Source organism: Pseudomonas sp. SWRI22 (assembly GCF_014268395.2).
Classification (GTDB): domain Bacteria; phylum Pseudomonadota; class Gammaproteobacteria; order Pseudomonadales; family Pseudomonadaceae; genus Aquipseudomonas; species Aquipseudomonas paracarnis.
This window is the reverse complement of sequence record NZ_JABWQK020000001.1, coordinates 2,401,015-2,426,012: the sequence shown is the minus strand read 5'-3', so window position 1 is coordinate 2,426,012 and position 24,998 is coordinate 2,401,015. Positions and strand designations below refer to the sequence as shown.

At 61.0% G+C, this 24,998-nt stretch carries 21 protein-coding genes and 2 tRNA genes; 16 read left to right on the top strand and 7 right to left on the bottom strand.

Features of this window, described 5'->3' with window-relative positions:
• Positions 1-54: 54 nt before the first annotated feature.
• Complete coding sequence (locus tag HU730_RS10730) at positions 55-1,590, bottom strand: HDOD domain-containing protein (RefSeq protein WP_054918861.1); 1,536 nt, start codon at positions 1,588-1,590, stop codon at positions 55-57.
• Between the two features lie 166 nt (positions 1,591-1,756).
• Here HU730_RS10730 and motA point away from each other — a divergent pair, with 166 nt between their 5' ends.
• Both motA and motB read left to right on the top strand, forming a co-directional pair.
• Positions 1,757-2,608, top strand: coding sequence for a flagellar motor stator protein MotA (gene motA / locus HU730_RS10725; RefSeq protein ID WP_003188041.1), 852 nt, complete (start codon positions 1,757-1,759; stop codon positions 2,606-2,608).
• Between the two features lie 3 nt (positions 2,609-2,611).
• The gene (gene motB, locus HU730_RS10720; RefSeq protein ID WP_186526791.1) at positions 2,612-3,631 is read left to right on the top strand and encodes a flagellar motor protein MotB; all 1,020 of its coding nucleotides are present in this window, start codon (positions 2,612-2,614) and stop codon (positions 3,629-3,631) included.
• 170 nt (positions 3,632-3,801) lie between these two features.
• On the opposite strand, the gene rsgA is transcribed toward motB, so the two are convergent.
• On the bottom strand, positions 3,802-4,833 hold the full coding sequence (rsgA, locus tag HU730_RS10715; RefSeq protein ID WP_003188044.1) for a small ribosomal subunit biogenesis GTPase RsgA: 1,032 nt from the start codon (positions 4,831-4,833) through the stop codon (positions 3,802-3,804).
• A 108-nt stretch (positions 4,834-4,941) separates the two neighbouring features.
• Here rsgA and orn point away from each other — a divergent pair, with 108 nt between their 5' ends.
• Both orn and HU730_RS10705 read left to right on the top strand, forming a co-directional pair.
• Positions 4,942-5,484: an oligoribonuclease gene (orn, locus tag HU730_RS10710; RefSeq protein ID WP_003171343.1), complete on the top strand. Its 543-nt coding sequence runs from the start codon at positions 4,942-4,944 to the stop codon at positions 5,482-5,484.
• Positions 5,485-5,666: 182 nt separating this feature from the next.
• Positions 5,667-6,284, top strand: coding sequence for a trimeric intracellular cation channel family protein (locus HU730_RS10705; RefSeq protein ID WP_169918769.1), 618 nt, complete (start codon positions 5,667-5,669; stop codon positions 6,282-6,284).
• On the opposite strand, the gene queG is transcribed toward HU730_RS10705, so the two are convergent.
• Positions 6,281-7,345, bottom strand: coding sequence for a tRNA epoxyqueuosine(34) reductase QueG (gene queG / locus HU730_RS10700; protein ID WP_127880463.1), 1,065 nt, complete (start codon positions 7,343-7,345; stop codon positions 6,281-6,283). The genes HU730_RS10705 and queG overlap by 4 nt on opposite strands.
• A 63-nt stretch (positions 7,346-7,408) precedes the next feature.
• Here queG and HU730_RS10695 point away from each other — a divergent pair, with 63 nt between their 5' ends.
• From HU730_RS10695 to HU730_RS10640, 12 genes are all read left to right on the top strand, one after another.
• Positions 7,409-8,269, top strand: coding sequence for an NAD(P)H-hydrate dehydratase (locus HU730_RS10695; RefSeq protein ID WP_054896264.1), 861 nt, complete (start codon positions 7,409-7,411; stop codon positions 8,267-8,269).
• Positions 8,257-8,727, top strand: a complete 471-nt coding sequence (gene tsaE / locus HU730_RS10690; protein WP_014716665.1) for a tRNA (adenosine(37)-N6)-threonylcarbamoyltransferase complex ATPase subunit type 1 TsaE — start codon at positions 8,257-8,259, stop codon at positions 8,725-8,727. The genes HU730_RS10695 and tsaE overlap by 13 nt, the downstream gene beginning before the upstream one ends.
• A 15-nt stretch (positions 8,728-8,742) precedes the next feature.
• On the top strand, positions 8,743-10,164 hold the full coding sequence (locus HU730_RS10685; protein WP_003188054.1) for an N-acetylmuramoyl-L-alanine amidase: 1,422 nt from the start codon (positions 8,743-8,745) through the stop codon (positions 10,162-10,164).
• Positions 10,165-10,178: 14 nt separating this feature from the next.
• Positions 10,179-12,080: a DNA mismatch repair endonuclease MutL gene (gene mutL / locus HU730_RS10680; protein WP_161794311.1), complete on the top strand. Its 1,902-nt coding sequence runs from the start codon at positions 10,179-10,181 to the stop codon at positions 12,078-12,080.
• Positions 12,080-13,051 (top strand): tRNA (adenosine(37)-N6)-dimethylallyltransferase MiaA, encoded by a 972-nt coding sequence (gene miaA, locus HU730_RS10675; RefSeq protein ID WP_060764586.1) that lies wholly within the window; start codon positions 12,080-12,082, stop codon positions 13,049-13,051. The genes mutL and miaA overlap by 1 nt, the downstream gene beginning before the upstream one ends.
• Before the next feature lie 94 nt (positions 13,052-13,145).
• Complete coding sequence (gene hfq, locus HU730_RS10670; RefSeq protein ID WP_003188059.1) at positions 13,146-13,406, top strand: RNA chaperone Hfq; 261 nt, start codon at positions 13,146-13,148, stop codon at positions 13,404-13,406.
• Between the two features lie 12 nt (positions 13,407-13,418).
• Positions 13,419-14,720 (top strand): ribosome rescue GTPase HflX, encoded by a 1,302-nt coding sequence (gene hflX / locus HU730_RS10665; RefSeq protein ID WP_186526792.1) that lies wholly within the window; start codon positions 13,419-13,421, stop codon positions 14,718-14,720.
• A 96-nt stretch (positions 14,721-14,816) separates the two neighbouring features.
• Positions 14,817-15,992, top strand: a complete 1,176-nt coding sequence (hflK, locus tag HU730_RS10660) for an FtsH protease activity modulator HflK (protein ID WP_003188062.1) — start codon at positions 14,817-14,819, stop codon at positions 15,990-15,992.
• Positions 15,992-16,858: a protease modulator HflC gene (gene hflC / locus HU730_RS10655; RefSeq protein WP_003188064.1), complete on the top strand. Its 867-nt coding sequence runs from the start codon at positions 15,992-15,994 to the stop codon at positions 16,856-16,858. The genes hflK and hflC overlap by 1 nt, the downstream gene beginning before the upstream one ends.
• Positions 16,859-17,151: 293 nt before the next feature.
• Positions 17,152-18,339 carry an ATP phosphoribosyltransferase regulatory subunit gene (locus HU730_RS10650; protein ID WP_034125649.1) on the top strand — a complete coding sequence of 396 codons (1,188 nt, stop codon included), beginning with the start codon at positions 17,152-17,154 and terminating at the stop codon, positions 18,337-18,339.
• A 54-nt stretch (positions 18,340-18,393) separates the two neighbouring features.
• Positions 18,394-19,683 (top strand): adenylosuccinate synthase, encoded by a 1,290-nt coding sequence (locus HU730_RS10645; RefSeq protein ID WP_014716669.1) that lies wholly within the window; start codon positions 18,394-18,396, stop codon positions 19,681-19,683.
• 139 nt (positions 19,684-19,822) lie between these two features.
• The gene (locus tag HU730_RS10640) at positions 19,823-21,757 is read left to right on the top strand and encodes a methyl-accepting chemotaxis protein (RefSeq protein WP_186526793.1); all 1,935 of its coding nucleotides are present in this window, start codon (positions 19,823-19,825) and stop codon (positions 21,755-21,757) included.
• A 103-nt stretch (positions 21,758-21,860) separates the two neighbouring features.
• Here HU730_RS10640 and HU730_RS10635 read toward each other — a convergent pair whose 3' ends face one another.
• The 4 genes from HU730_RS10635 to HU730_RS10620 all read right to left on the bottom strand — a co-directional run bounded on the left by HU730_RS10635 (position 21,861) and on the right by HU730_RS10620 (position 24,911).
• Positions 21,861-23,414, bottom strand: coding sequence for an iron ABC transporter permease (locus tag HU730_RS10635; protein ID WP_186526794.1), 1,554 nt, complete (start codon positions 23,412-23,414; stop codon positions 21,861-21,863).
• A complete protein-coding gene (locus HU730_RS10630) occupies positions 23,414-24,439 on the bottom strand; it encodes an extracellular solute-binding protein (protein ID WP_034125652.1) in 1,026 nt (341 codons plus the stop codon). The genes HU730_RS10635 and HU730_RS10630 overlap by 1 nt, the downstream gene beginning before the upstream one ends.
• A 144-nt stretch (positions 24,440-24,583) precedes the next feature.
• A tRNA-Leu gene (locus HU730_RS10625) sits at positions 24,584-24,670 on the bottom strand.
• 154 nt (positions 24,671-24,824) lie between these two features.
• Positions 24,825-24,911: transfer RNA gene (locus HU730_RS10620), tRNA-Leu, on the bottom strand.
• Between the last annotated feature and the right edge of the window lie 87 nt (positions 24,912-24,998).

Below are 24,998 nucleotides of genomic sequence, written 5' to 3'. Positions count from 1 at the left end.
AGGTCTCCTGGGCACAAATGTTGGCGATAAAGGCCGGTGATTGTAGCGCAAGCATCAGGCGCTGCGGTTGGTAAAGCTGTGCAGGGCTTTCTCGATGCATTGGGCGGTTTTGCCGAACGCCTGCACGGTGGTTTCCGAGAACGGCCCGCCGCCTTGGTCCGCCACGATCAGCATGACCACACGGCCGTTGCAGCTTAGTGAGCGCAGCAGCAGATGCTCGCCAATAAACAGACGACGCAGGATCGGTGGCAGCAATGCGGAAAACTGCGCATGGTTGTCGGGGTTCAGGCGTACCTGGGCGGACTTTTCCAGCAGGCGTTGCAGCAGTGTGCTATTGACCACATCCAGGCTCAGGTGAGCCGCGTCCTTGGGCAGGCCGTCGGCTTGGTGTACACGCAAGGTGCTCAAGGCGCGATCTGCCATGAATATCAGTACCCGCTGCATGCCACTTGCCACCAGGGCTTCCTTGGCGCAAGTGGTCAGGTGCATGGCGTTGGCAAAGCGGCTCGGCTCCACCAGCAACTCGGTGCAACGCGTGCGCCACACGGCCAAGGCTTCGGCAGTGGGCGGTGGTGCAGGCAGCAAGCCGCGATGGACTTTCTGTACGTGCCACGGCCAGATCAGCGACAGCGCCGGGTGCCAGAGGTCGGGCATCAAGGTGGTACGAGCACTGGTCACCGCTTGTTGGTGGGCTTGCTGTTGCACATCGCTTAACGGCGTTTGCAGGTACAGCGCCGTCAGGTATTGCCAGCGCTCAGTGTGCGGGCAGGTCCAGGATTCCTGGGCCGACATCGCCAGGCCGTTGGCCAGCAACACGGTGTTGGCCGGCTGGTTCAGCCAGCGTCGCAGGTTGGGCTCGGCATCGAGCAATTGCTGGTGGCGCAGGGCATCGTCTTGACGGGCAATGTGCAGCGCCTTGACCAGCAGGCGTTGCTCGGCCAACAGCAACTTGTAGCCCTGTGAAACCCAGATCGGCAGGTGCCAGGCTTCGGTCAGGCCCAGGCACAGGTCAAGCAAACGCACGCCGAACAGCTGTTGCTCGACCTGGCGCGCCGATTGGCCTTTATGGATCACCCGCAACTCCCACTCCTCCAGGAGCTTGGGGTAGGCGACGGCCATCGGCCACAGCGGCGACAGAAACAGCAGGCTGCCCCAGTGGATGTCCTGCCACAGCCGCGCCAGGCGACTGCCGAACAAACCGTTGGCTTGCTGGGATGCGTGCTGACTGATCAGCAGCAGTTGACGCAAGGCCACGGGGATTTCCCGGGCGGGTACCGAAGGCAGGCGCGCCAACAACTCTTCGGCACGTTTGAGGCCCAGACGGTTAAGTGCGACTTCAAGGTTTTCTGCAGGTTCGGTCAGGCTGCCGTGGGCGTGGCTGTTGGCTTCGCGCATCACACTCAGCACCAGGGCCGGACTGTTTTGCATCAACTCAGCAATATCTCGCAATGAACTGCGGCTATCGCGAATGGCTTTACACACACGTTCATGGCTGGCCTGGGGCACGGGCAGCAGCACGTCGTCCAGGCACTTGATCCAAGCGGCGAGGGTAGTGGGGCGGTTTGTTGGGACTGTCGTTTCAATTGCCATGATTGGGGCGCGATCATCACTTGCGTTCAACACGCCCGGAACGGGCCGAATTGGCTTTTCGCCTTAACGGGCTATAGTCTGGCGCAGTTTTGCCGATAAGTAGAACAAGAGTTTTCTGCTGCACCCCATATGTCCATGAACCCGACGGCGCAAGTACCCCTCTCCTATGGCTAAAATTATCGGCATCATTGTCGTCATCGCAAGTGTGCTCGGAGGGTACGTCCTCTCCCACGGTAAAATCGCCGCACTGATCCAGCCTTTCGAAGTGCTGATTATCGGCGGTGCCGCGTTCGGCGCATTTTTGCAGGCCAACCCAGGCTATATGACCATGCACGTGGTCAAGAAGTCCCTGGGCATGTTCAGCTCGCGCTTCTCCCACACGTTTTATCTGGAAGTGCTGGGGCTGATTTACGAGATCCTCAACAAAAGCCGCCGCGAAGGCATGATGGCGATCGAAGGCGATATCGAAGACGCCGCGGCCAGCCCGATTTTTGCCAAGTACCCGGCCGTGCTCAAAGACGAGCGCATGACCGCGTATATCTGTGATTACCTGCGCATCATGTCCTCCGGCAACATGGCGCCTCACGAGCTGGAAGGCCTGTTCGACATGGAGTTGTTCAGCCTCAAGGAAGAGCTGGAGCATCCTTCCCACGCCGTGACCGGCATTGCCGACGGCATGCCCGGTTTTGGTATTGTCGCGGCGGTACTGGGGATCGTGGTGACCATGGCGTCCCTGGGCGAGGGCGATCAGGCGGCCATCGGCATGCACGTAGGTGCGGCGCTGGTGGGCACCTTCTTCGGTATTCTCGCCGCCTATGGTTTCTTCGGCCCGCTCGCCACCTCCCTGGCCCACGATGCCAAGGAAGAGATCAACCTCTACGAAGCGATCAAGGCGTGCCTGGTGGCATCGGCGTCGGGCATGCCGCCGTCGTTGGCCGTGGAGTTCGGGCGCAAGGTGTTGTACCCGAAACACCGCCCAAGTTTCTCCGAGCTGGAACAAGCGGTTCGCGGTCGCTAAGCCATGGAAAACAACCAGCCGATCATCATCAAGCGCGTCAAGCGCTTCGCTGCGGGGCACCATGGCGGTGCCTGGAAAATCGCCTTCGCCGACTTTGCCACGGCGATGATGGCGTTCTTCCTGGTGTTGTGGCTGATGTCCACCGCTACGCCAGAACAGAAAATCGCCATCGCCGGCTACTTCAAAGACCCGATTGGCTTTTCGGAAAGCGGTACGCCGTTTGTCATTGACCTGGGCGGCTCGCCGGAACTGGCGCCCGAGCGCACCATCAACCCGGAAGTGCAAACTGAATCGCCTCAGGAAAAAGTCCCGATCGAGCGCGACACTGTCGAATCCATGGCCGAGCAGGTCGAACAGGAGCGACTGGAACTGTTGCTGCAGGAATTGCAGAACAAGGTTGAAGAAAACCCACAGTTGCTGAAGTTCAAGGACCAGATTTCCTTCGAGATCACCCCCGAGGGGCTGCGCATCCAGATTACCGATGCGGCCAACCGGCCGATGTTCGACTCTGGCAGTGCGCGGTTGAAGCCGTACTTTGAAGACATCCTGCTGGCCATGGCTGACACCATCAAGGCGGTGCCGAACAAAATCAGCATCAGCGGGCATACCGACGCCAAGCCCTACGCGGGCCAGGGTGATTTCGGCAACTGGGAACTCTCGGCCAACCGCGCCAATGCTGCCCGGCGTGCGCTGGTGGCCGGCAGCTACCCGGACCCGCAAGTGGCGCGGGTAGTGGGTTTTGCCTCCTCGCAACTGTTTGATCCCAAAGACCCGTTCAACCCGGTCAACCGCCGTATCGACATCGTGGTGCTGACCAAAAAAGCCCAGCGTGCGATTGAAGGCGATCAACCACCGCCACCGGCACCGACCCAGGGCGACGGTGCGCCAGGCGAAGTGCCGGCCGACCCGAACGCGCTGCCGCCGGAGCAGGAACCGCTGCCAGCCCATGAGCTGCGCCAGAAGCTGAACCTGTTTGATGATGGTGGGATGAAGGATCCTACGGTGCCCGCGCCGGCCTCCTAAGCTCCAGATACAACAAGGCCGCGATGATCGCGGCCTTGTTGTATCTGCGCTGTCACTGTAGGAGCGAGCTTGCTCGCGAAAAACGTCAACGATAACGCGTGTATCCAGGATGCCCGCGTTGCGTTTGAGAGCTTCGCGAGCAAGCTCGCTCCTACAGAGCTGGCGGTAGGTTAGTAGCTGCTCTCAGGCAAGCTCGCAATAATCGACCGATAGCTGTTCATCCGCTGCTGCTGCACGCGCCCATCTTCCAGTGCCTTGAGCAGCGCACAACCCGGCTCGCGGTCGTGTTTGCAGTCGCGGAAGCGGCAGGTGCCGATCAGGTCGTTGAACTCGATGAAGCCCGCTTCCACATCGCTGCGGCTGACGTGGCCCAGGCCGAACTCACGAATACCCGGTGAGTCGATCAACTCGCCGCCGCCCGGGAAGTGGAACAGCCGTGCGGTGGTGGTGGTGTGGGTGCCCTGGCCGGACAGCTCCGACAGCGGGCCCACGCGGGTTTCGACTTCCGGCAACAGGCTGTTGACGAGCGACGACTTGCCCACGCCAGACTGGCCGACGAACACGCTGATCCGCCCGTCCAACTGCTGTTGCAGCTGTTCCATGCCGTTGCCGTGGTGAGCCGACACTTCCAGCACCGGGTAGCCCAGGGTGCGGTAGACCGCCAGCAATGCGTTGAGCGCCGGGGCGTTCTGCTCGTCGATCAGGTCGAATTTGTTCAGCAGCAGCAACGGGCGGATGCCAGCATGCTCGGCCGCGACCAGGTAACGGTCGATCAGGTTGGCATGGGGCTCGGGCAGCGGCGCGAACACGATCACGATCATGTCGACGTTGGCCGCCACCGGCTTGAGCTGCCCACGGCTGTCGGGGCGGCGCAGTTCGGTGCTGCGTGGCAACTGGGCGACGATGACGCCGATGCCCTGGTTGCCGGCACGCCACACCACCTTGTCGCCGGTGACCAGCGCGGGCAGGTTGGCGCGCAAGTGGCAACGGAACACCTGGCCTGCGAGTTCGCCTTCGAGCGCCTCGACTTCGACCTGCACACCAAAGTGCGCGATCACCAGGCCCGTTTGTTCGGGGCCCAGGTCGCCGCCCTCGAGCGCTTCCACGGCGGAGGATTCACGTTTGGCGGCGCGGGCGGCGCGTTCACCTTGAATCTTTTCGATGCGCCAGTTTTGGCGACGGTTGAGCTGGCGTTTGGCCATTGGTGTTCCGTGTCGATAATGCAAAAGTTGGGTAAAACGGTCGCGAGTCTAGCACGCCCCCGCCTGCTAAACTGCCCGGCTACGCCAAGGTGCCAAGAGAATCAAGCCATGCAAAACCCACAGAACCTGATTTGGATCGATCTGGAAATGACCGGTCTGAACCCCGACACCGACGTCATCATCGAGATGGCGACCATTGTCACCGACAGCAACCTCAACACCTTGGCCGAAGGCCCGGTGATCGCCATCCACCACAGCGACGCCGTACTCGCCACCATGGACGAGTGGAACACCCGCACCCACGGTAACTCCGGGCTGACCCAGCGCGTGCGCGACAGCCGCATCAGCATGGCCGAAGCCGAGGCCGAAACTATCGCCTTCCTGGAAAAATGGGTGCCCAAGGGCAAGTCGCCAATCTGCGGCAATAGCATCTGCCAGGATCGCCGCTTCCTTTATACGCACATGAAGGGGCTGGAAAGTTACTTCCACTACCGCAACCTGGACGTGTCGACCTTGAAGGAACTGGCTGCGCGTTGGGCGCCGGAAGTCAAAGACAGCTTCCATAAAGGCAGCACGCACCTGGCGCTGGACGATATTCGTGAGTCGATTGCCGAGTTGCAGCATTACCGCAAGCATTTCATCAAGGCTTGATTCTGCGGCGCCAGTGAGTGCGCTATCGCAGGCAAGCCAGCTCCCACATTTGACTGCATTCGCAAATTCAAAGTGTGGGAGCTGGCTTGCCTGCGATACAGGCGACGCGGTTTATCGCCAAGCGCCCCCTTTTGGTGCCCTCGGCAAATGATTAGACTGCCGGCCTCTCTGTCAGGATCGCCATCATGTTGCTGATGCTCTACCTCGTCGCCATCACCGCCGAAGCCATGACTGGCGCCCTGTCCGCGGGTCGGCGTGGCATGGACTGGTTTGGCGTGGTGCTGATCGCTTGCGTGACAGCCCTGGGCGGCGGTTCGGTGCGCGATGTGTTGCTCGGCCACTACCCGCTGACCTGGGTCAAACACCCGGAATACTTGGTGCTGACCTCTGTTGCAGCATTGGTGACGATCTTTATCGCGCCCTTGATGCGCCACCTGCGCTCGCTGTTCCTGGCGCTGGATGCGGTGGGGTTGGTGGCCTTCACCCTGATCGGCTGCATGACCGCCCTGGAAATGGGCCACGGCATGTTGGTGGCGTCGGTCAGCGGGGTCATCACCGGGGTATTCGGCGGCATCCTGCGGGATATCTTCTGTAACGACATCCCGCTGATCTTCCGCCGCGAGCTGTATGCCAGCGTGTCGTTCCTGGCTGCCTGGTTCTACTTGCTGTGCCTGTACCTGAAGCTGCCCAGCGAGCAAGCGATTCTGCTGACGCTGTTCAGTGGCTTCCTGTTACGCCTGCTGGCGATCCGGTTTCACTGGGAAATGCCCAAGTTCGTCTACAACGACGATGTGCACTAGCGGGCCGCGTGTTGCTCCAGCGCCCATTCCACGTGTTCGCGTACCAACTCCGACGGGTAGTCCCGCCGCGCCTTCAAGGCTTCCAGCACTGGAATGCTGGAGGGCGCATTACCCAGGCCCACCGCCAGGTTGCGTAACCAGCGCTCGTAACCGGCGCGACGCAGGGGCGAGCCCTCGGTGCTGCTGAGGAATTTATCCTCGTCCCACATAAACAATTCGGCCAGTTCTGCGTTATCCAGATTGTGCCGTGGCTTGAAATCGCTTTCGGCGGTAGGTCGAGCGAAACGATTCCACGGGCAAACGATCTGACAGTCATCGCAGCCAAATACCCGGTTACCAATCAGTGGGCGCAGGTCTTCGGGGATAGCGCTCTTGAGTTCGATGGTCAGGTACGAAATGCAGCGTCGCGCGTCCAGCACGTAAGGGCCGACGAAGGCGTTGGTGGGGCAGATGTCCAGGCACGCCGTGCAGCGGCCGCAGTGTTCTGTGGCGTGGGGTGGGTCTACCGGCAACGGTAGATCGACAAACAGTTCGCTCAGGAAGAAATAACTGCCGGCCTTGCGGTTGAGAACCAGGGTGTTTTTACCGATCCAGCCCAGGCCCGCTTGCTCGGCAATGGCTTTTTCCAGGACGGGCGCGCTGTCGACGAAGGCGCGAAAGCCGAACGGCCCGATCTGCGCCTGGATGCGGTCGGCCAGTTGCTGCACGCGCTTGCGGATCAGCTTGTGGTAATCGCGGCCCAGGGCGTAGCGCGAGATGTAGGCTTTTTCTGGTTGGGCCAGCAATTGCACCATCTGGGTGTCGCCAGGCAGGTAGTCCATGCGCAGTGAAACCACGCGCAAGGTGCCGGGCACCAGCTCGTCCGGGTGGGAGCGTTTGCTGCCGTGGGCGCCCATGTACTCCATCTCGCCGTGGTAACCCGCGTCGAGCCAGCGTTGAAGGTGCTGTTCATGCTCAGCCAGGTCGAGGCCGCTGATGCCCACTTGTTGAAAGCCCAGCTCGCGACCCCAGTCTTTGATCGATTGGGCGAGAGCGGGCAGATCGGAGGTAATAGCAGGCATGAGACACGGGAAACCACAGGTTAGATGCGTATAATTCTGCCAGACATCGGAGCTTGAAGACGCATGCCTCAGACAAAACACCCAATTACCGACGTTCAGCTGTTGTTGCCCGGCCATTTGCCGCAACTGGCTGCGCGTTCCCCGGACGCCCATAAGGGCCAGTTCGGCCACCTGTTGGTCATCGGTGGTGACCGTGGCTTTGGCGGCGCAGCGTTGCTGAGCAGCGAAAGTGCCCTGCGCAGCGGCGCCGGCATGGTCTCGCTGGCGACGCGGCCGGAACACGTGCCGGCCGCTCTGGCTCGGCTGCCGGAGGTCATGGCCGTCGGCGTGAGCTCGGCTAACCAGTTGATGGGCCTGCTGGAAAAAATCTCGGTGATCGTCATTGGCCCAGGCCTGGGCGATGACGCCTGGGGCAAGAGCCTGTTGTCGGTCGCGGCCAATGCCAGCGTGCCGCAGGTGTGGGATGCCGACGCGCTCAATCAACTGGCCACTGGCAGCGTCGAGCTGCCGGCCAACTGTGTGATTACCCCTCATCCGGGCGAAGCTGCGCGTTTGTTGGGGCTATCGACAGCCGAGGTTCAGGCAGATCGCCTTAAGGTGGCGCGCGCGTTGAGTCAGAAATTCAATGCAGTGGCTATCCTCAAGGGTGCTGGCAGTTTGATTGCAAGTCCGGATGGACGGCTTGCCCGTTGTGATCAAGGCCATCCGGCGATGGCGACGGCGGGGCTCGGTGATGTCTTGGCCGGCCTGGTCGGGGCACTATTGGCTCAGGGGATGCCCGCGTACGAAGCGAGCTGCCTGGCCGTGTGGTTGCACGCGACCGCCGGAGACCGCCAGGGTAGTTTTGGTCGCGGCTTGGCTGCCAGCGACCTGATCCCCGCCATTCGTCAATTGCTGGAGGAGCAGTCGCCGTGCCTGAAGTAATTCTTTTCCTGGCAGATGAAGAGGCCATGGTCGCGTTGGGCCAGCGTATTTCGCAGGTCACGCAAGGGGCCGGGTTGATCTTTCTCGAGGGTGATCTGGGCGCAGGCAAAACCACACTGTCCCGGGGGATTATTCGCGGCCTGGGCCATACCGGCGCGGTAAAAAGCCCGACCTTCACGTTGGTCGAGCCCTACGAGATCGGCGACGTGCGTGCTTTCCACTTCGACCTCTATCGCCTGGTCGATCCTGAAGAGTTGGAGTTCATGGGCATCCGTGATTACTTCGACGATGATGCGCTGTGCCTGATCGAGTGGCCAAATAAAGGCACAGGCTTTTTGCCAAAGCCGGACCTGACCATTACCATTACGCCGCATGAGCACGGACGTCAGCTGAAGTTGTTGCCCCAGAGCCCACGCGCTGAGTCGTGGTGTGCTGCTCTGGCATTGGAATTCAAATAATTGGTGGGGTTAGGTATGCGCTTTCGCGCGTTGGTTGCTGTCGTGGGGGTGTTGCTTGCGGCAATGACTGTCAATGCTCTGGCTGCTTCACAGGTGAAAAGTGTTCGCCTGTGGCGAGCGCCGGATAACACGCGACTGGTGTTCGACCTGTCTGGCCCGGTCCAGCACAGCGTCTTTACCTTGACGGCGCCTGATCGCCTGGTGATCGATATCAACGGTGCCAGCCTGGCCGCGCCGCTGAAAGTCTCCACCGCCAACACGCCCATCACCGCCATGCGCTCTGCCCAGCGTACGCCGACCGACCTGCGTGTGGTCATTGACCTGAAAAAGGCCGTGACCCCCAAAAGCTTCTCCCTGGCCCCCAACGCCCAGTACGGCAACCGCCTGGTGGTCGACCTGTTCGACAACCCCGCCGACGCCGCACCGCCGCCTGCGCCAACGCCAAGCGTGGCGACGGTGCCTGCGGTGCCGGTCAACCCTTCGCAACCCCAAGTCAAGCTGCCACCGCCGCCGCCTGCACCGGCAGGCAAGCGCGACATTATCGTGGTGATCGACGCCGGCCACGGTGGCGAAGACCCGGGGGCTTCCGGCTCACGCGGCCAGCACGAGAAGGACGTGGTACTGGCCATCGCTCGTGAGCTGCAACGCCAGGTCAATGGCATGAAAGGCTACCGCGCCGAGCTGACCCGTACCGGTGACTACTTCATTCCGCTGCGTGGCCGTACTGAAATTGCCCGTAAGAAGGGCGCGGATCTGTTTGTGTCCATTCACGCCGACGCCGCGCCTTCAACCGCTGCCTTTGGCGCCTCGGTATTTGCCCTGTCGGATCGCGGCGCTACCTCCGAGACTGCGCGCTGGCTGGCCGACAGTGAAAACCGTTCCGACTTGATCGGCGGGGCCGGCAACGTGTCGCTTGATGACAAGGACAAGATGCTTGCCGGGGTGCTGCTCGACCTGTCGATGACGGCCTCGCTGACTTCCAGCCTTAACGTCGGGCAGAAAGTGCTGAGTAATATCGGTCGCGTGACGTCGCTGCATAAACAGCGTGTGGAACAAGCCGGGTTCATGGTGTTGAAGTCGCCGGACATCCCGTCGATCCTGGTGGAAACCGGGTTTATCTCCAACGCCAACGAAGCGTCGAAACTGGCCAGCGCCAGTCATCAGCAAGCGCTGGCGCGCTCGATCAGCGCCGGTGTGCGGCAGTTCTTCCAGCAAAACCCGCCGCCGGGCACCTATATCGCCTGGTTGCGCGACTCCGGCAAAATCGCCCAGGGCCCGCGTGACCATCGTGTTCAACCCGGTGATACCGTTGCCATGCTGGCGGTCCGTTTCCAGGTCACGCCTGCAGCCTTGCGCAGCGCCAATAACCTGAAAACCGACGAGTTGAAGATCGGCCAGGTGTTGACCATCCCCGGCACTTCATTGGCGGCGCAGTGATGAGCGAATCCACCTTGAACAGCGGCTCGCGCATTGAATTGCTCAGCCCGCGCCTTGCCAACCAGATCGCTGCGGGTGAGGTGGTTGAACGCCCGGCGTCGGTAATCAAGGAGTTGCTGGAAAACAGCATCGACTCCGGCGCCAAACGCATTGATGTCGATGTGGAGCAGGGCGGCGTCAAGCTGCTGCGGGTACGTGACGATGGCAGCGGCATCTCTTCGGATGACCTGCCCCTGGCCCTGGCCCGTCACGCCACCAGCAAGATCCGCGACCTGGAAGACCTGGAGCGGGTCATGAGCCTGGGCTTTCGTGGTGAGGCCCTGGCCTCCATCAGCTCCGTGGCCCGCCTGACCCTGACCTCCCGCACCCGCAGCGCCGAGCAAGCCTGGCAGGTGGAAACCGAAGGCCGCGACATGGCGCCTCGGGTCCAGCCGGCGGCGCATCCGGTGGGCACCTCGGTGGAAGTGCGCGACCTGTTCTTCAATACCCCGGCGCGGCGCAAGTTCCTCAAGGCCGAGAAAACCGAATTCGATCACCTGCAAGAAGTCATCAAACGCCTGGCCTTGGCGCGTTTCGATGTGGCGTTTCACCTGCGCCACAATGGCAAGACCATCCTCAGCCTGCACGAAGCCAACGACGACGCCGCGCGTGCTCGGCGGGTGGCAGCGGTGTGTGGCAGCGGGTTCCTGGAGCAGGCGCTGCCGATTGAGATCGAGCGCAATGGCTTGAGGTTGTGGGGCTGGGTCGGGTTGCCGACGTTCTCCCGCAGCCAGGCCGACTTGCAGTATTTCTTTGTGAACGGCCGGGCGGTCCGCGACAAACTGGTGGCCCATGCGGTACGCCAGGCTTATCGCGATGTGCTGTTCAACGGGCGACACCCGACCTTTGTGCTGTTCTTTGAGGTTGACCCTTCGGTGGTCGACGTCAATGTGCACCCGACCAAGCATGAGGTGCGCTTCCGTGACGGGCGCATGGTGCATGACTTCCTCTACGGCACATTGCACCGCGCCTTGGGTGACGTGCGTCCGGATGATCAGTTGTCAGCGCCGATTGTCACGGCGGTGGTGCGCCCGAGCGGTCCCGAGGCCGGTGAGTTCGGGCCGCAAGGTGAAATGAGCCTGGCGGCCAATCTGCTGCAATCGCCGCAGGCACAGCCAGCCTACACGGCGCCGAATTCGGGTGCCGGTGCGGGTTATCAGTACCAATACACACCGCGCCCGCAATCGACGGTGCCGGTGGCCGAGGCCCAGGCGGCGTACCGTGAGTTTTTCGCGCCGCTGCCGGGTGCCGAGCCGGGTGCTGCTGTGGCGTTGCCCGAAGGCGGCGGTGATATCCCGCCGCTGGGCTATGCCCTGGCGCAGCTCAAAGGCATTTATATCCTCGCCGAAAACGCCCATGGCCTGGTGCTGGTGGACATGCACGCTGCCCATGAACGGATCATGTACGAGCGCCTGAAGATCGCCATGGCCAGCGAAGGCCTCAGCGGTCAGCCGCTGCTGGTGCCCGAATCCCTGGCGGTCAGCCAGCGTGAAGCCGATTGCGCCGAAGAACACCACAGTGTGTTCCAGAAACTGGGCTTCGAGCTGCAACGCCTGGGTCCGGAAACCCTGGCGATCCGCCAGATTCCCGCGTTGCTCAAGCAGGCCGAAGCCAACCGTCTGGTGGCCGATGTGCTGGCCGACCTGATGGAGTACGGCACCAGCGACCGTATCCAGGCGCATATCAACGAACTGCTCGGCACCATGGCCTGCCACGGCGCCATCCGCGCCAACCGCCGTCTGGCCCTGCCGGAAATGAACGGCCTGCTGCGCGACATGGAAAACACCGAGCGCAGCGGGCAATGCAACCATGGCCGACCGACCTGGACCCAGATGGGCCTGGATGATCTGGACAAACTGTTCTTGCGCGGCCGCTGATGAGTGCCTTGCCTCCCGCCATTTTCCTGATGGGCCCCACGGCCGCCGGCAAGACCGACCTGGCCATCGAGCTGACCAAGGTGCTGCCCTGCGAGTTGATCAGCGTCGACTCTGCCCTGGTTTACCGGGACATGGATATCGGTACGGCCAAGCCGTCGAAGGCGCTGTTGGCCCAATATCCGCACAAGTTGATCGACATCATCGATCCGGCGCAGAGCTATTCGGCGGCGGACTTTCGCACCGACGCCCTGGCGGCCATGGCCGAGATCACCGCGCGCGGCAATATCCCGCTGCTGGTGGGCGGCACCATGCTCTATTACAAGGCGTTGCAGGAAGGCTTGGCCGATATGCCGCCTGCCGATGCCCAGGTGCGCGCCGAACTTGAAGAAGCGGCTGCGCGCCTTGGCTGGCAGGCCCTTCACGACCAGTTGGCGGCGGTAGACCCGGTTTCTGCGGCACGTATTCACCCCAATGACCCCCAGCGGCTCACACGCGCCCTGGAAGTATGGCGTGTCAGTGGTCAGACCATGACTGAACATCGCCTGAAACAAACTGCGCAAAGTACTGATGCAGGCGCATCTGGACAGTCACAATTGCCCTATACTGTGGCGAATCTGGCCATCGCTCCGGCAAACCGCCAGGTGTTGCATGAACGAATTGCACAAAGATTCACAATAATGTTGGAACAGGGGTTTGTGGACGAGGTCGTAGCATTGCGTTCAAGAGGCGACCTGCATGCAGGGCTGCCTTCGATACGTGCTGTAGGCTACCGCCAAGTCTGGGATCATCTGGATGGCAAGCTGACGTCCGCCGAAATGCAGGAGCGCGGCATCATTGCCACGCGCCAATTGGCGAAGCGCCAGTTCACCTGGCTGCGCAGCTGGAGCGATTTGCACTGGTTGGACAGCCTGGACAGCGACAATCTGTCACGCGCCTTGAAATACTTGGGAACGGTCTCCATATTGAGCTGAGTCCTTGCAATTGCCGTCTATCCTTGGGGGTGTGACGGCCATAAGCTATCTATTTTCCGATTTTTTATTATTGATCCTTAAAGGAGTGCGGCACATGTCAAAAGGGCATTCGCTACAAGACCCTTACTTGAATACTTTACGTAAAGAGAAAGTTGGGGTTTCCATCTATCTGGTCAACGGCATCAAGCTGCAAGGTACGATCGAGTCGTTCGACCAATTCGTTATCCTGCTGAAAAACACCGTCAGCCAGATGGTTTACAAGCACGCTATCTCGACAGTCGTTCCAGTTCGTCCAATCCGTCTGCCTAGCGCAGCAGGTGATGAACAGGGTGACGCTGAGCCAGGTAACGCCTGATAGGAGTCTCCTTTGTTCTTTGAGCGCCACGGTGGTGGTGAGCGAGTAATCCTCGTTCACTTGGATGGACAGGACCCTGAGGCGCGCGAAGATCCGCAGGAGTTTCAGGAGTTGGCAAATTCGGCCGGCGCCGAGACCGTTGCGTTTTTTAACGTACCGCGTCATCGGCCAACCGCCAAATACCTGATTGGCAGCGGCAAGGTCGAGGAACTGCGCGACCTGGTTCATGCCGAAGAAGCCGATCTGGTGATCTTCAATCACACCCTCACGCCCAGTCAGGAACGTAACCTCGAACGTGTTTTCGAGTGTCGCGTGATCGACCGTACCGGTCTGATTCTCGATATTTTCGCCCAGCGCGCCCGCACCCATGAAGGCAAGCTCCAGGTTGAACTGGCCCAGCTTGACCACATGAGCACCCGCCTGGTTCGCGGCTGGACTCACCTCGAGCGTCAGGGTGGCGGTATCGGCATGCGTGGCCCGGGTGAAACCCAGTTGGAAACCGACCGGCGTCTGCTACGGGTTCGCCTGCGTCAGATCAAGGGCCGCCTGGAAAAAGTGCGCAGCCAGCGTGAACAGTCGCGACGTGGCCGTTCCCGTGCGGATATCCCGACCGTGTCCCTGGTGGGGTACACCAACGCCGGCAAGTCCACGTTGTTCAATAACGTGACCAAGTCGGATGTGTACGCGGCCGACCAACTGTTCGCCACCCTCGACCCGGCCCTGCGGCGTCTGGACATCGACGACCTGGGGCCGATTGTGCTGGCCGATACTGTGGGTTTCATTCGTCACCTGCCCCACAAGCTCGTCGAGGCATTTCGGTCTACGCTCGAAGAGTCGAGCAATTCCGACCTGCTGTTGCACGTGATCGATGCGGCCGAACCGGATCGCATGTTGCAGATTGAACAGGTCATGGTGGTGCTGGGCGAGATTGGTGCCCAGGACTTGCCGATCCTCGAGGTCTATAACAAACTCGATTTGCTTGAAGGCGTTGAGCCACAGATCCAGCGTGACGAAAACGGCAAGCCCCAGCGGGTATGGCTCTCGGCGCGCGATGGCAGTGGTTTGGAGCTGCTTGAACAAGCGATTGCCGAGTTGCTGGGCAGCGATTTGTTCGTCGGCACCTTGCGCTTGCCGCAGCGTTTTGCTCGACTGCGTGCACAGTTTTTCGAATTGGGCGCGGTACAGAAAGAAGAACACGACGAAGAAGGTGTCAGCTTGCTGGCCGTTCGATTGCCACGCTCGGAACTCAATCGGCTGGTCAGCCGAGAGGGTGTTGTACCGGCAGAGTTCATCGAACAACACACTTTGCAATAAAAGCCTGAGAAAGCGGTTGTGCCGCAGTAGCAGGCATTCTGTAGCATTGGTCGGCGCGCCGTGGGTGCGTCTTTGCTTTATCAGATGGAGAGCGCTATGGCTTGGAATGAGCCGGGTGGCAACTCGAATAATCAGGATCCTTGGGGTGGTAAGCGCCGCAATAATGGCGACCGCAAGGGGCCACCGGATCTCGACGAGGCCTTCCGAAAGCTGCAGGAAAGCCTGAATGGGTTGTTCGGTGGTGGAAAAAAACGTGGTGGTGACGACGGCGGTCGCACAAGCAAGGGCGGTGGCTATGGCCTGCTGGGCCTGGGTCTTGTCGTGCTCGCGGCCGTATGGCTGTACAGCGCGGTCTACGTGGTGGACGAGCAGGAGCAAGCCGTGGTGCTGCGCTTCGGCAAGTACTACGAGACTGTCGGGCCAGGCCTGAACATCTATTTCCCGCCGATCGACAAGAAGTACATGGAGAACGTGACGCGTGAGCGTGCGTACACCAAGCAGGGCCAGATGTTGACCGAAGACGAGAACATCGTCGAAGTGCCGCTGACCGTGCAGTACAAGATCAGCAACCTGCAAGACTTCGTGCTGAACGTTGATCAGCCGGAAATCAGCCTGCAACACGCAACCGAAAGTGCCCTGCGCCACGTGGTGGGTTCCACCGCCATGGACCAGGTGCTCACCGAAGGTCGTGAGTTGATGGCCAGCGAAATCAAGGAGCGTCTGCAACGCTTCCTCGACACTTACCGCACCGGTATCACCGTTACCCAGGTGAACGTACAGAGCGCAGCGGCACCGCGTGAAGTGCAGGAAGCCTTTGACGACGTGATCCGTGCACGTGAAGACGAGCAGCGTTCGCGCAACCAGGCTGAAACCTATGCCAACGGCGTTGTGCCGGAAGCCCGTGGTCAGGCCCAGCGCATCCTTGAAGATGCCAACGGTTACCGCGATGAGGTGGTCTCCCGCGCCAAGGGTGAGGCAGATCGTTTCACCAAGCTGGTCGCCGAGTACCGCAAGGCTCCTGAAGTGACCCGCGAGCGTCTGTATCTGGACACCATGCAGGAAGTCTTCAGCAACACCAGCAAGGTTCTCGTGACCGGCAGCAAAGGTGGGCAGAACAACCTGCTGTACCTGCCGCTGGACAAGATGATCGAAGGTGGTCGTAGCGGCGCCAGTGCACCGTCCACCGGTTCGAATGCCGCTGCCAACGAAGCGAGCGCCCGTGCGGCCGCTGACTTGCTGCAACAGCAAACACGTACCAGGGAGAGCCGTTGATGAGCAATAAATCGCTGACCGCCCTGATTGTGGGCGTCGTCGTGGTCATCGCTGCCTGGAACTGCTTCTACATCGTCGCTCAGACCGAGCGTGCGGTGCTGCTGCAATTCGGTCGCGTGGTCCAGGCGGATGTCCAGCCGGGCCTGCATGTGAAAGTCCCCTACGTCAACCAGGTGCGCAAGTTCGACGCCCGCCTGATGACCCTGGATGCACCGACACAGCGCTTCCTGACCCTGGAAAAGAAAGCCGTGATGGTTGACGCCTACGCCAAGTGGCGCGTCAAGGATGCCGAGCGCTTCTACACTGCGACTTCCGGCCTCAAGCAGATTGCCGACGAGCGTTTGTCCCGTCGTCTGGAATCGGGCCTGCGTGACCAGTTTGGTAAGCGCACCCTGCACGAGGTGGTATCCGGTGAACGTGATGCGCTGATGGCTGACATCACCCGTTCGCTGAACACCATGGCGGAAAAAGAGCTGGGTATTGAAGTGGTCGACGTTCGCGTCAAGGCCATTGACCTGCCCAAGGAAGTGAACCGCAGCGTGTTCGAGCGTATGAGCACCGAGCGTGAGCGTGAAGCGCGTGAGCACCGCGCCAAGGGTAACGAGTTGGCTGAAGGTATCCGTGCCGATGCCGACCGTCAGCGTCGTGTACTGCTGGCAGAAGCCTATCGTGAGTCTGAAGAGGCTCGTGGTGACGGCGATGCTCAAGCCGCGGCGATCTACGCCAAGGCCTACGGCCAGGACCAGGAGTTCTACGCGTTCTACCGTAGCCTGCGCGCTTACCGTGAAAGCTTCGCGAACAAAACCGACGTACTGGTGTTGGACCCAAGCAGCGACTTCTTCCGCTACCTGGAAAAGTCCAAGTAACCAGCCCGTGATTCTGTAAGGCGCACTCCGTCGGGCGGCTAAAATGCCTGGCGGGGTGATCCTTTCAGAAAACGGGTGTATGATGCGGCAGCCGGGAAATTCCCGGCTTTTTTGCGTCTGCATGTTTGATTCGGCAGGCGTGACAGGTTTTTCGAGGAAAGTGCCCGACGAGGCCGTTTGCAGGCCGTTCGTCACGTCGCTCTTGCGCGTGGTTTATGCAAGGGGCGGGTATTTTCTGCTTCACTCAAGGCTCGGCCGAGGGCTGGCCGCCCGGATCAAAGGGGAATGGCGTAATGGCAACGGTAGACCGCTGGCTGCTGCCAGATGGCATCGAAGAAGTACTGCCACCAGAAGCTGCGCGCATTGAAGTAGCGCGTCGCCAGGTGTTGGATCTGTTCCAGAGCTGGGGTTACGAGTTTGTCGTGACTCCCCATATCGAGTACCTGGAATCCCTGCTGACCGGCGCGGGCCAGGACCTGGATCTGCGCACCTTCAAGGTCATCGACCCGCAATCGGGCCGGCAAATGGGGTTCCGTGCCGACATCACGCCACAAGTGGCGCGCATCGATGCGCACACCCTGCGTCGTGAAGGCCCGAGCCGCCTGTGCTACGCCGGCAGCGTACTGCATGCCCAGCCGCGCGCCTTGTCGTCTTCCCGTAGCCCGATCCAGTTGGGCGCCGAGTTGTACGGCGACGCCAGCCCGAGCAGCGATGTGGAAGTGATCAGCCTGATGCTGGCCATGCTGCAACTGGCGGATGTGCCGGACGTGCACATGGACCTGGGCCACGTCGGTATCTACCGTGGCCTGGCGCGTGCTGCCGGGTTGTCCGGTGAAGTGGAGCAACAGTTGTTCGATGCCCTGCAGCGCAAGGCGATCGATGAAGTGATCGCTCTCACCGAGGGTGTGCCTGCTGAGCTGGCTGGCATGCTGCGGGCGCTGGTAAATCTGTGCGGCGGCCGTGAAGTGCTGGTGGCTGCGCGTGAGCGCCTGGCCAATGCTCCGGCACCGGTATTGGCGGCACTGGACGATGTGCTGGCAATTGCCGAGCGCCTGTCGGCACGGTTCCCGGAGCTGCCGCTGTATTTTGATCTGGGTGAATTGCGCGGCTACCACTACCACACCGGTGTGGTGTTCGCGGTATTCGTCCCGGGTGTTGGCCAGGCCATCGCCCAAGGTGGTCGCTATGACGATATCGGCGCCGACTTCGGTCGTGCGCGTCCGGCCACTGGTTTTTCCACCGATTTGAAAACCCTGGTGACCCTGGGGCGTGCTGAGGTCGAGCTGCCGTCTGGTGGCATCTGGATGCCCGACAGTACGGACGCAGCGCTCTGGCAGCAGGTTTGCCAGTTACGCCGTGAGGGTCAGCGTGTAGTCCAGGCCTTGCCTGGGCAGCCATTGGCCGCCGCCCGTGAAGCGGACTGCGACCGGCAATTGATTCAGCAGAACGGGCTTTGGCAAGTATCGCCACTGGCTTCTTGAGTTTTCCTGCCGGCCATCGCCGGCACCAAGTTTGCGCGAATGAGGACAAGTGTTATGGGTAAGAATGTCGTAGTCCTGGGCACCCAATGGGGTGATGAGGGCAAAGGCAAGATCGTTGATCTGCTGACCGAACATGCTGCCGCCGTAGTGCGCTACCAAGGTGGCCACAACGCTGGCCACACCCTGGTCATCGATGGCGAAAAAACCGTCTTGCACCTGATCCCGTCGGGTGTCCTGCGCGAAGGCGTGCAGTGCCTGATCGGCAATGGCGTGGTGGTTGCACCTGACGCCCTGCTGCGCGAGATCACCAAGCTGGAGGAGAAAGGCGTACCGGTGCGCGAGCGCCTGCGTATCAGCCCGTCCTGCCCGCTGATCCTGTCCTTCCACGTTGCGCTGGACCAGGCCCGTGAAAAGGCGCGTGGCGAGCTGAAGATCGGCACTACCGGTCGCGGCATCGGCCCGGCCTACGAAGACAAGGTTGCACGTCGTGGCCTGCGTGTGGGCGACCTGCTCAACATGCCGCGCTTTGAAGACAAGCTGCGTGAACTGGTGGATTACCACAACTTCATGCTGGTCGGTTACTACAAAGAGCCAGCCATCGAGTTTGAAAAGACCCTGGCCGAGTGCAAGGAATACGCTGAGCTGCTCAAGCCGCTGATGCTGGACGTGACGGCCGAGTTGCACGACCTGCGTCGCGCTGGCAAGGACATCATGTTCGAAGGTGCCCAGGGCTCGTTGCTGGACATCGACCACGGTACCTACCCGTACGTGACCAGCTCCAACACCACCGCTGGCGGCGTTGCGACCGGTTCTGGCGTTGGCCCGATGTTCCTGGACTACATCCTGGGTATCACCAAGGCCTACACCACTCGCGTAGGTTCGGGCCCGTTCCCGACTGAGCTGTTCGACGACGTCGGCGCGCACCTGGCCAAGCAAGGCCACGAATTCGGCGCCACCACTGGCCGTGCTCGTCGTTGCGGCTGGTTCGATGCCGTTATCCTGCGTCGCGCTATCGATGTGAACAGCATCTCGGGCATCTGCCTGACCAAGCTGGACGTACTCGACGGTCTGGAAGCCATCAACATCTGCGTCGGCTACAAAGACGCCCAAGGCAATGATGTTGCCCCGACTGACGCTGACAGCTACGTGGGCCTGCAGCCTGTGTACGAAGAAGTGCCAGGCTGGACCGAATCGACCGTGGGCGCCAAGACCCTGGAAGAGCTGCCAGCCAACGCCCGCGCCTACATCAAGCGTGTGGAAGAGCTGATCGGTGCGCCGATCGACATTATTTCGACGGGCCCGGACCGCAACGAGACCATCGTTCTGCGTCACCCGTTCGCGTAATAAGCTGTTGATGTGAAAAGCAAAGGGCTCCTTCGGGAGCCCTTTGTCGTTTCTGCTTGGCAAGCGGCACGACCCTTGCTGTGTTTCCCTCTTTCGAGGTGCTATCAAATTAGTGGCACCCGTGGTGGAGGGATTTCCAGTGTCTGCCGTTCTCTCATTGTTACAAAGCCGTCTGTTGCGGCCGGTGTTCGTTACCCTTGGTATCGCTCTTTTGGTGCAAGTGCTGGTGGCCGTCGCGCTTACGCGGAGCACGGTGACGGCGCTGGAAGCCGATTTGGGCAATCGCCTGGGCATAGATAGCCAGAAGTTGTCTGGTGAACTGGCCCAGGCTGGCAAGGAAGTCACGTCCAGCCTGGACAGCCTGTCCGCCAGCACGCGCCAGCGTCTGACAGCCGGGCTTTCCACGCGCTTGCAGGAAGAGCAAAAGCAGTTGCGTGCGACGCTGGAAAAAGACCTGCAGGACTCCGCCAATGACATGGCGCAACTGCTGGCCTCGGTCGCGCCCCGTGCCATGTGGGACAGTGACGTGCCGACCCTTTCAGAGTTTGCCCGCCGGGCCCAGCGCAACCCCAATGTGCTGTTCGTGGTGTATGACGACGCCGCAGGCGAGCACCTGACGCGTTATCTGAACCGTGAGAACCCGATCAACCAGGCGTTGCTGGCAAAAGGCGCGGGTGAGCGTGCTCTGGATAAGGTACTGGACGCGGCCAAGACTGACCCTTCCGTGTACTACGTTGAAGCCTCCATCAGCCCCAACGGCGTGGAAATCGGCAAGGTGCGCATGGGCGTGTCGACCGCGACGGTTGAAGCCGACCTGCAAGCCTTGGATAAGCGCTTTGCCACGCTGATCGCCAGCGGTGATCAACTGGTGGGTGACAGCCTCAAGGGAGCCGCCGCTGACAGCGCCAACGCCATGGGCGCCCGGCTGCAATCGGCGCAAGCCACTGCCACGCAAATGACGGCCAATACCGCCAGCGCCGTGCAAGACGCGGCGGGCACCCTGCGCTGGCGCATCGGCATGGGGCTGGCACTGGTGGGGCTTGGGGTATTGCTGCTGATCGCCATTGTGCTGGGGCGACGCGTGGTCAATCGCCTGAAGTTGCTGATTGCCGCGATGGATGATCTGGCGGCCGGCGAGGGCGACCTCACCAAGCGCGTGCAGATCAACAGCAAGGATGAAATCGGCGATATGGCCTCGGCGGTCAATCGCTTTGTGGATAAGTTGCAGCCCATCGTGCGGGAGGCAGGCGACGTGGCCCAGCGTACTGGCGTGGAAATCGGCGCCATGACGTTGCGCAATGCTGGCGCCGATGCGGCGGCGGGCTTGCAGCGTGATGAAGTGGCCGAGAGTTTGCGCGCTTTGTCGCAAATGGCCGACGAGGCCCAGGCCGAAAGCCACGCTATGCAGGCGGCCTTGCAGCAGGTGGTGGATATTCGCCAGGCCACGGATGAAAACTCACGAACCTCGGCTGAAGTCGGTAGCTTGATCGAGGCGTTGGCGGGGCAGGTGCAGGCCGGTTCCCAAGTGATCGAACGGCTGGCGCAGCAAAGCGAGCAAATCGAGGTCGTGCTCACCGTGATTCACGGCATCGCCGAGCAAACCAACCTGCTCGCTCTCAACGCGGCCATCGAGGCGGCACGGGCTGGCGAGACTGGGCGCGGCTTTGCGGTGGTGGCCGATGAAGTGCGTGCGCTGGCGAGCAAGACTCAAAGCTCCACCGGCGATATCCAGGCGCATATCGTGGCATTGCAGCAGGGCGCGCGTGAGGCGGTGGAAACCATCGGCAAGGCGGGGCGCCAGGCCAATGAGGGCTTGCTGGTGCTGCGCGACAGCGTGCGCTTGCAGCAGACGGTGCAGGCTTCTGTGGAGCAGGTGCATGCGGCGATTGGCCTGGCGACGCGCGCGGCCGAGCATCAAGCCCAGGGCGCGCATGCGGTGCGTGGGCGCGTGGAGGTGATCCATGCCCAGGCCGAGCGTGCGGCGCAAGCGGTGGTGGAGACGACGGCCAGTGGGAAGGTGCTGGATGGGTTGGCGGCGCAGTTGAAGGCGAGCTTGGGGCAGTTCAGGGCGTGAGGTTGTCTGGACGGGCTTCATCGCAGGCAAGCCAGCTCCCACATTCAACTGCATTCCAAAGTTGGAGCGCGGTCAACTGTGTGGCTTGCCTGCGATAGCTGTTTCAGCGGCTCAAATACATCCGCGTCGTAAGTAGATACACCGGCAACCCCGACACCAGAATCAACAACGCCGCATACGGCGCCGCCGCCGCAAATTCCACATTCGAGGTATGCGCCCAGACGGCCGTCGCCAAGGTATTCAGCCCGGTCGGGCTCAACAGCAATGTCGCCGTCAATTCCTTCATCGCATCCAGGAACACCAAGGCAAACGCCGCCCCCAGCGCCGGAAAGATAATTGGCAGCGTCACCCGGCAAAACGCACTGAAGGACGATGCGCCTAACGTGCGCGCAGCCTCTTCCAGCTGTGGCGCCGCCTTGTTCAGTGCTGTACGAATCGGCGCCTGTGCCAATGGCAAAAACAGCAGCGCATAAGCAATCAGCAACAACGCCGAGGTTTGGTACAGCGCCGGCACGTAATGCAGGGCGAAATACACCAGGGTCAGCGCAATCACCAGGCCGGGCAGGGCATGCAGTAGATACGGCAAGCGTTCGGCCCATAGCGCCAGTTGCCCTTTGTAGCGCACCACCAGCAAACCAACCGGTACTGCCAGTACCAGGCACAGTGCGGCGCCGCCCAGCGAGAGCGCCAGAGAAGACAGCAGCGCCTCACCGATCTCGGCCATCGGAAACGCTGCCGACGAACCGACTGCCAACCAATACCCGAGCATTCCCAGTGGGATGCCACTGCCAATGATCGCCAGCGCCAGGCAATACACCTGGCCCAATGGCGCCCACCTGCCCAGTCGAACCTGCTCGGCGTGCCGCGCCGCGCCCTGGCCGATGCGCACGTGCCGGCCTTTGCCGCGTACGCGCAGTTCCAGCCATAGCAGGGTCAGGCACATCACCAGCAGCACTGCCGAGAGCATTGCCGCATTGGCATTGCTGAACTCCAGTTCGAACTGCTGGTAGATCGCGGTGGTGAAGGTCTGCAGCCCAATGATCGACAGCGCGCCGAATTCCACCAGCATGTGCAGTGCGATCAATAGTGAGCCGGCCAGCAGCGATGGCCACAGCAGCGGCAAGGTGATGCGAAAGAACACGCCCCAGCGGTTGAGCCCCAGCGTGCGGGCCGATTCTTCCAGGGAGGGGTCAAGATTGCGTAGCGTTGCCGCCACCGGCAGAAATACCAGCGGGTATTTGGACAGGCTCATCACCAGGATCGCGCCGCCAAGCCCCTCGAACTGGGCGCTCAGCGACACCCAGGTAAAACTGCTGACGAACGCCGGCACCGCAAACGGCAGGCACAGGATCACACCCCAGATGCGCCGCCCTGGCAGGTTGCTGCGTTCCAGCAGCCAGGCCAGGGACAGGCCGATCACGCCGCAGGTCAGGGTCACGCCGACCATCAGCGCCAGGGTGTTGCGCAGCAGTCCGAACACATAAGGTCGCCACAGTAGATGCACCGCCTCCGTCCAGCCCGCCTGCCAGGCTTTTAGCCCGACGTAGGCGAGCGGCAACAGGCTCAGGCCAACCAGCAACAGCACAGGTAGCAGCAGCCAGATCGACGGGCGTTTGCGACGGGGGATGAACCCCGCGACGGAAAGCGATGGGTTCATCAGTTCAGGCCAACGTCACGTTCCAGTTCCAGGGCTTCTTCGGCGTTGCCCAGGTCTGCGGGGGTGACCTTTGGTGGCTGCAGCTCGCTGAATGGCTTGAGGCCGCGGTTCGATTCCATGCCCTTGCGCAGCGGGTACTCGGCCGACGTGTTGGTGATCACGCGCTGGCCTTCTTCGCTGGCCATGAATGCCAGCAATTGCTGAGCTTCTTTGGGATGTTTGCTGGATTTGAGTGCGGCAGCGGAAGATACGGTGATCAGGCCGCCGGCATCGCCATCGGTGAAGTAGTGCAGTTGGGAATCCAGATTGGTTTTTTCCTTTTTCAGGGCAAACCAGTAGTAGTTGTTCACCAGCACGGTGGCCACTTCGCCTTTTTCCACGGCCTTGAGGGCGACCATATTGTTGCTGTACACCTTGCCGAAGGCGCGCAGGCCGGTCAGCCATTCTTCTGCGGCTTCGCGACCGTGCAGCTTGATGATCGCCACGGCTTGCTCCTGGAACGCGCCGCTGGTGGGAACGAAGCCGACTTTGCCTTGCCACTCGGGGCCGGCAAAATCCAGTACCGACTTGGGCAGGTCTTTTTCGGCAATCAGTTTGGGGTTGAAGGCTACGACGCGGGTGCGTGCGGTCACGCCCATCCAGTCGCCGTTTTTGCCCACGTAATCCTTGGGCAGTACATCGAGGGTGCTGGCATCGATTTTTGCCAACAGGCCTTGCTCGCCGAGTTTGTTCAGGGGCGGTGATTCTTCGGTGTAGATGACGTCGGCAGGGGAGCGCTCACCTTCTTCGACGACCTGGCTGGCCAGCTGGTTGCTGCTACCTTTGCGCACGTTGACGTGGATGCCGGTCTTGGCTTCGAAGGCCTTGGCGAGTTCATCGCCGACTTCTTTGTGTTGGCCGTTGTATAAGGTCAGGGAGACCTTGTCGGCAGAATGGGCGGCGGGCGAGAGCAGGGTCAGGCTGAGTAGGGTGAGGGTCAGGCCGCGCAGAAGGGATGTCTTGAGTCGATTGTCACGGATCATCATCCGAAGTGTTCCTCGCTTATGTGCAACAAATCATTGCAAGGATAAACGATAAATCTTCTCAAGTGCGGATGAGGGGAAAATCACTGGGGAAGTTTTCAAACCCCGGAAACGAAAAAACCCGCTTTCGCGGGTTTGATCTGAATTTGGTGCCCAGGAGAAGACTCGAACTTCCACGACCTTGCGATCACCAGCACCTGAAGCTGGCGTGTCTACCAATTTCACCACCTGGGCATTATCTAACAACGTTGCCGCTGTTGATGGGGCGAACTATACGGCGGGGCTTTTGATCTGTAAACCCCTGATTCGAAAAATATAAATCAATTTTTCCGTTAAAAATCAGAGGCCTGAAACGAAAAAACCCGCTTTCGCGGGTTTGATCTGAATTTGGTGCCCAGGAGAAGACTCGAACTTCCACGACCTTGCGATCACCAGCACCTGAAGCTGGCGTGTCTACCAATTTCACCACCTGGGCATTATCTGACAACGTTGCCGTCGTCGATGGCGCGCACTATACGGAGCGATATTTGAGCTGTAAACCCCTGCCATGAAAAAAGCCTGG

Coding starts and splice junctions, on each gene's coding strand:
- HU730_RS10730 (WP_054918861.1), bottom strand. CDS start 1,590: ATGGCAATTGAAACGACAGTCCCAACAAACCGCCCCACTACCCTCGCC.
- motA (WP_003188041.1), top strand. CDS start 1,757: ATGGCTAAAATTATCGGCATCATTGTCGTCATCGCAAGTGTGCTCGGA.
- motB (WP_186526791.1), top strand. CDS start 2,612: ATGGAAAACAACCAGCCGATCATCATCAAGCGCGTCAAGCGCTTCGCT.
- rsgA (WP_003188044.1), bottom strand. CDS start 4,833: ATGGCCAAACGCCAGCTCAACCGTCGCCAAAACTGGCGCATCGAAAAG.
- orn (WP_003171343.1), top strand. CDS start 4,942: ATGCAAAACCCACAGAACCTGATTTGGATCGATCTGGAAATGACCGGT.
- queG (WP_127880463.1), bottom strand. CDS start 7,345: ATGCCTGCTATTACCTCCGATCTGCCCGCTCTCGCCCAATCGATCAAA.
- HU730_RS10695 (WP_054896264.1), top strand. CDS start 7,409: ATGCCTCAGACAAAACACCCAATTACCGACGTTCAGCTGTTGTTGCCC.
- HU730_RS10685 (WP_003188054.1), top strand. CDS start 8,743: ATGCGCTTTCGCGCGTTGGTTGCTGTCGTGGGGGTGTTGCTTGCGGCA.
- miaA (WP_060764586.1), top strand. CDS start 12,080: ATGAGTGCCTTGCCTCCCGCCATTTTCCTGATGGGCCCCACGGCCGCC.
- hfq (WP_003188059.1), top strand. CDS start 13,146: ATGTCAAAAGGGCATTCGCTACAAGACCCTTACTTGAATACTTTACGT.
- hflK (WP_003188062.1), top strand. CDS start 14,817: ATGGCTTGGAATGAGCCGGGTGGCAACTCGAATAATCAGGATCCTTGG.
- hflC (WP_003188064.1), top strand. CDS start 15,992: ATGAGCAATAAATCGCTGACCGCCCTGATTGTGGGCGTCGTCGTGGTC.
- HU730_RS10650 (WP_034125649.1), top strand. CDS start 17,152: ATGGCAACGGTAGACCGCTGGCTGCTGCCAGATGGCATCGAAGAAGTA.
- HU730_RS10645 (WP_014716669.1), top strand. CDS start 18,394: ATGGGTAAGAATGTCGTAGTCCTGGGCACCCAATGGGGTGATGAGGGC.
- HU730_RS10635 (WP_186526794.1), bottom strand. CDS start 23,414: ATGAACCCATCGCTTTCCGTCGCGGGGTTCATCCCCCGTCGCAAACGC.
- HU730_RS10630 (WP_034125652.1), bottom strand. CDS start 24,439: ATGATGATCCGTGACAATCGACTCAAGACATCCCTTCTGCGCGGCCTG.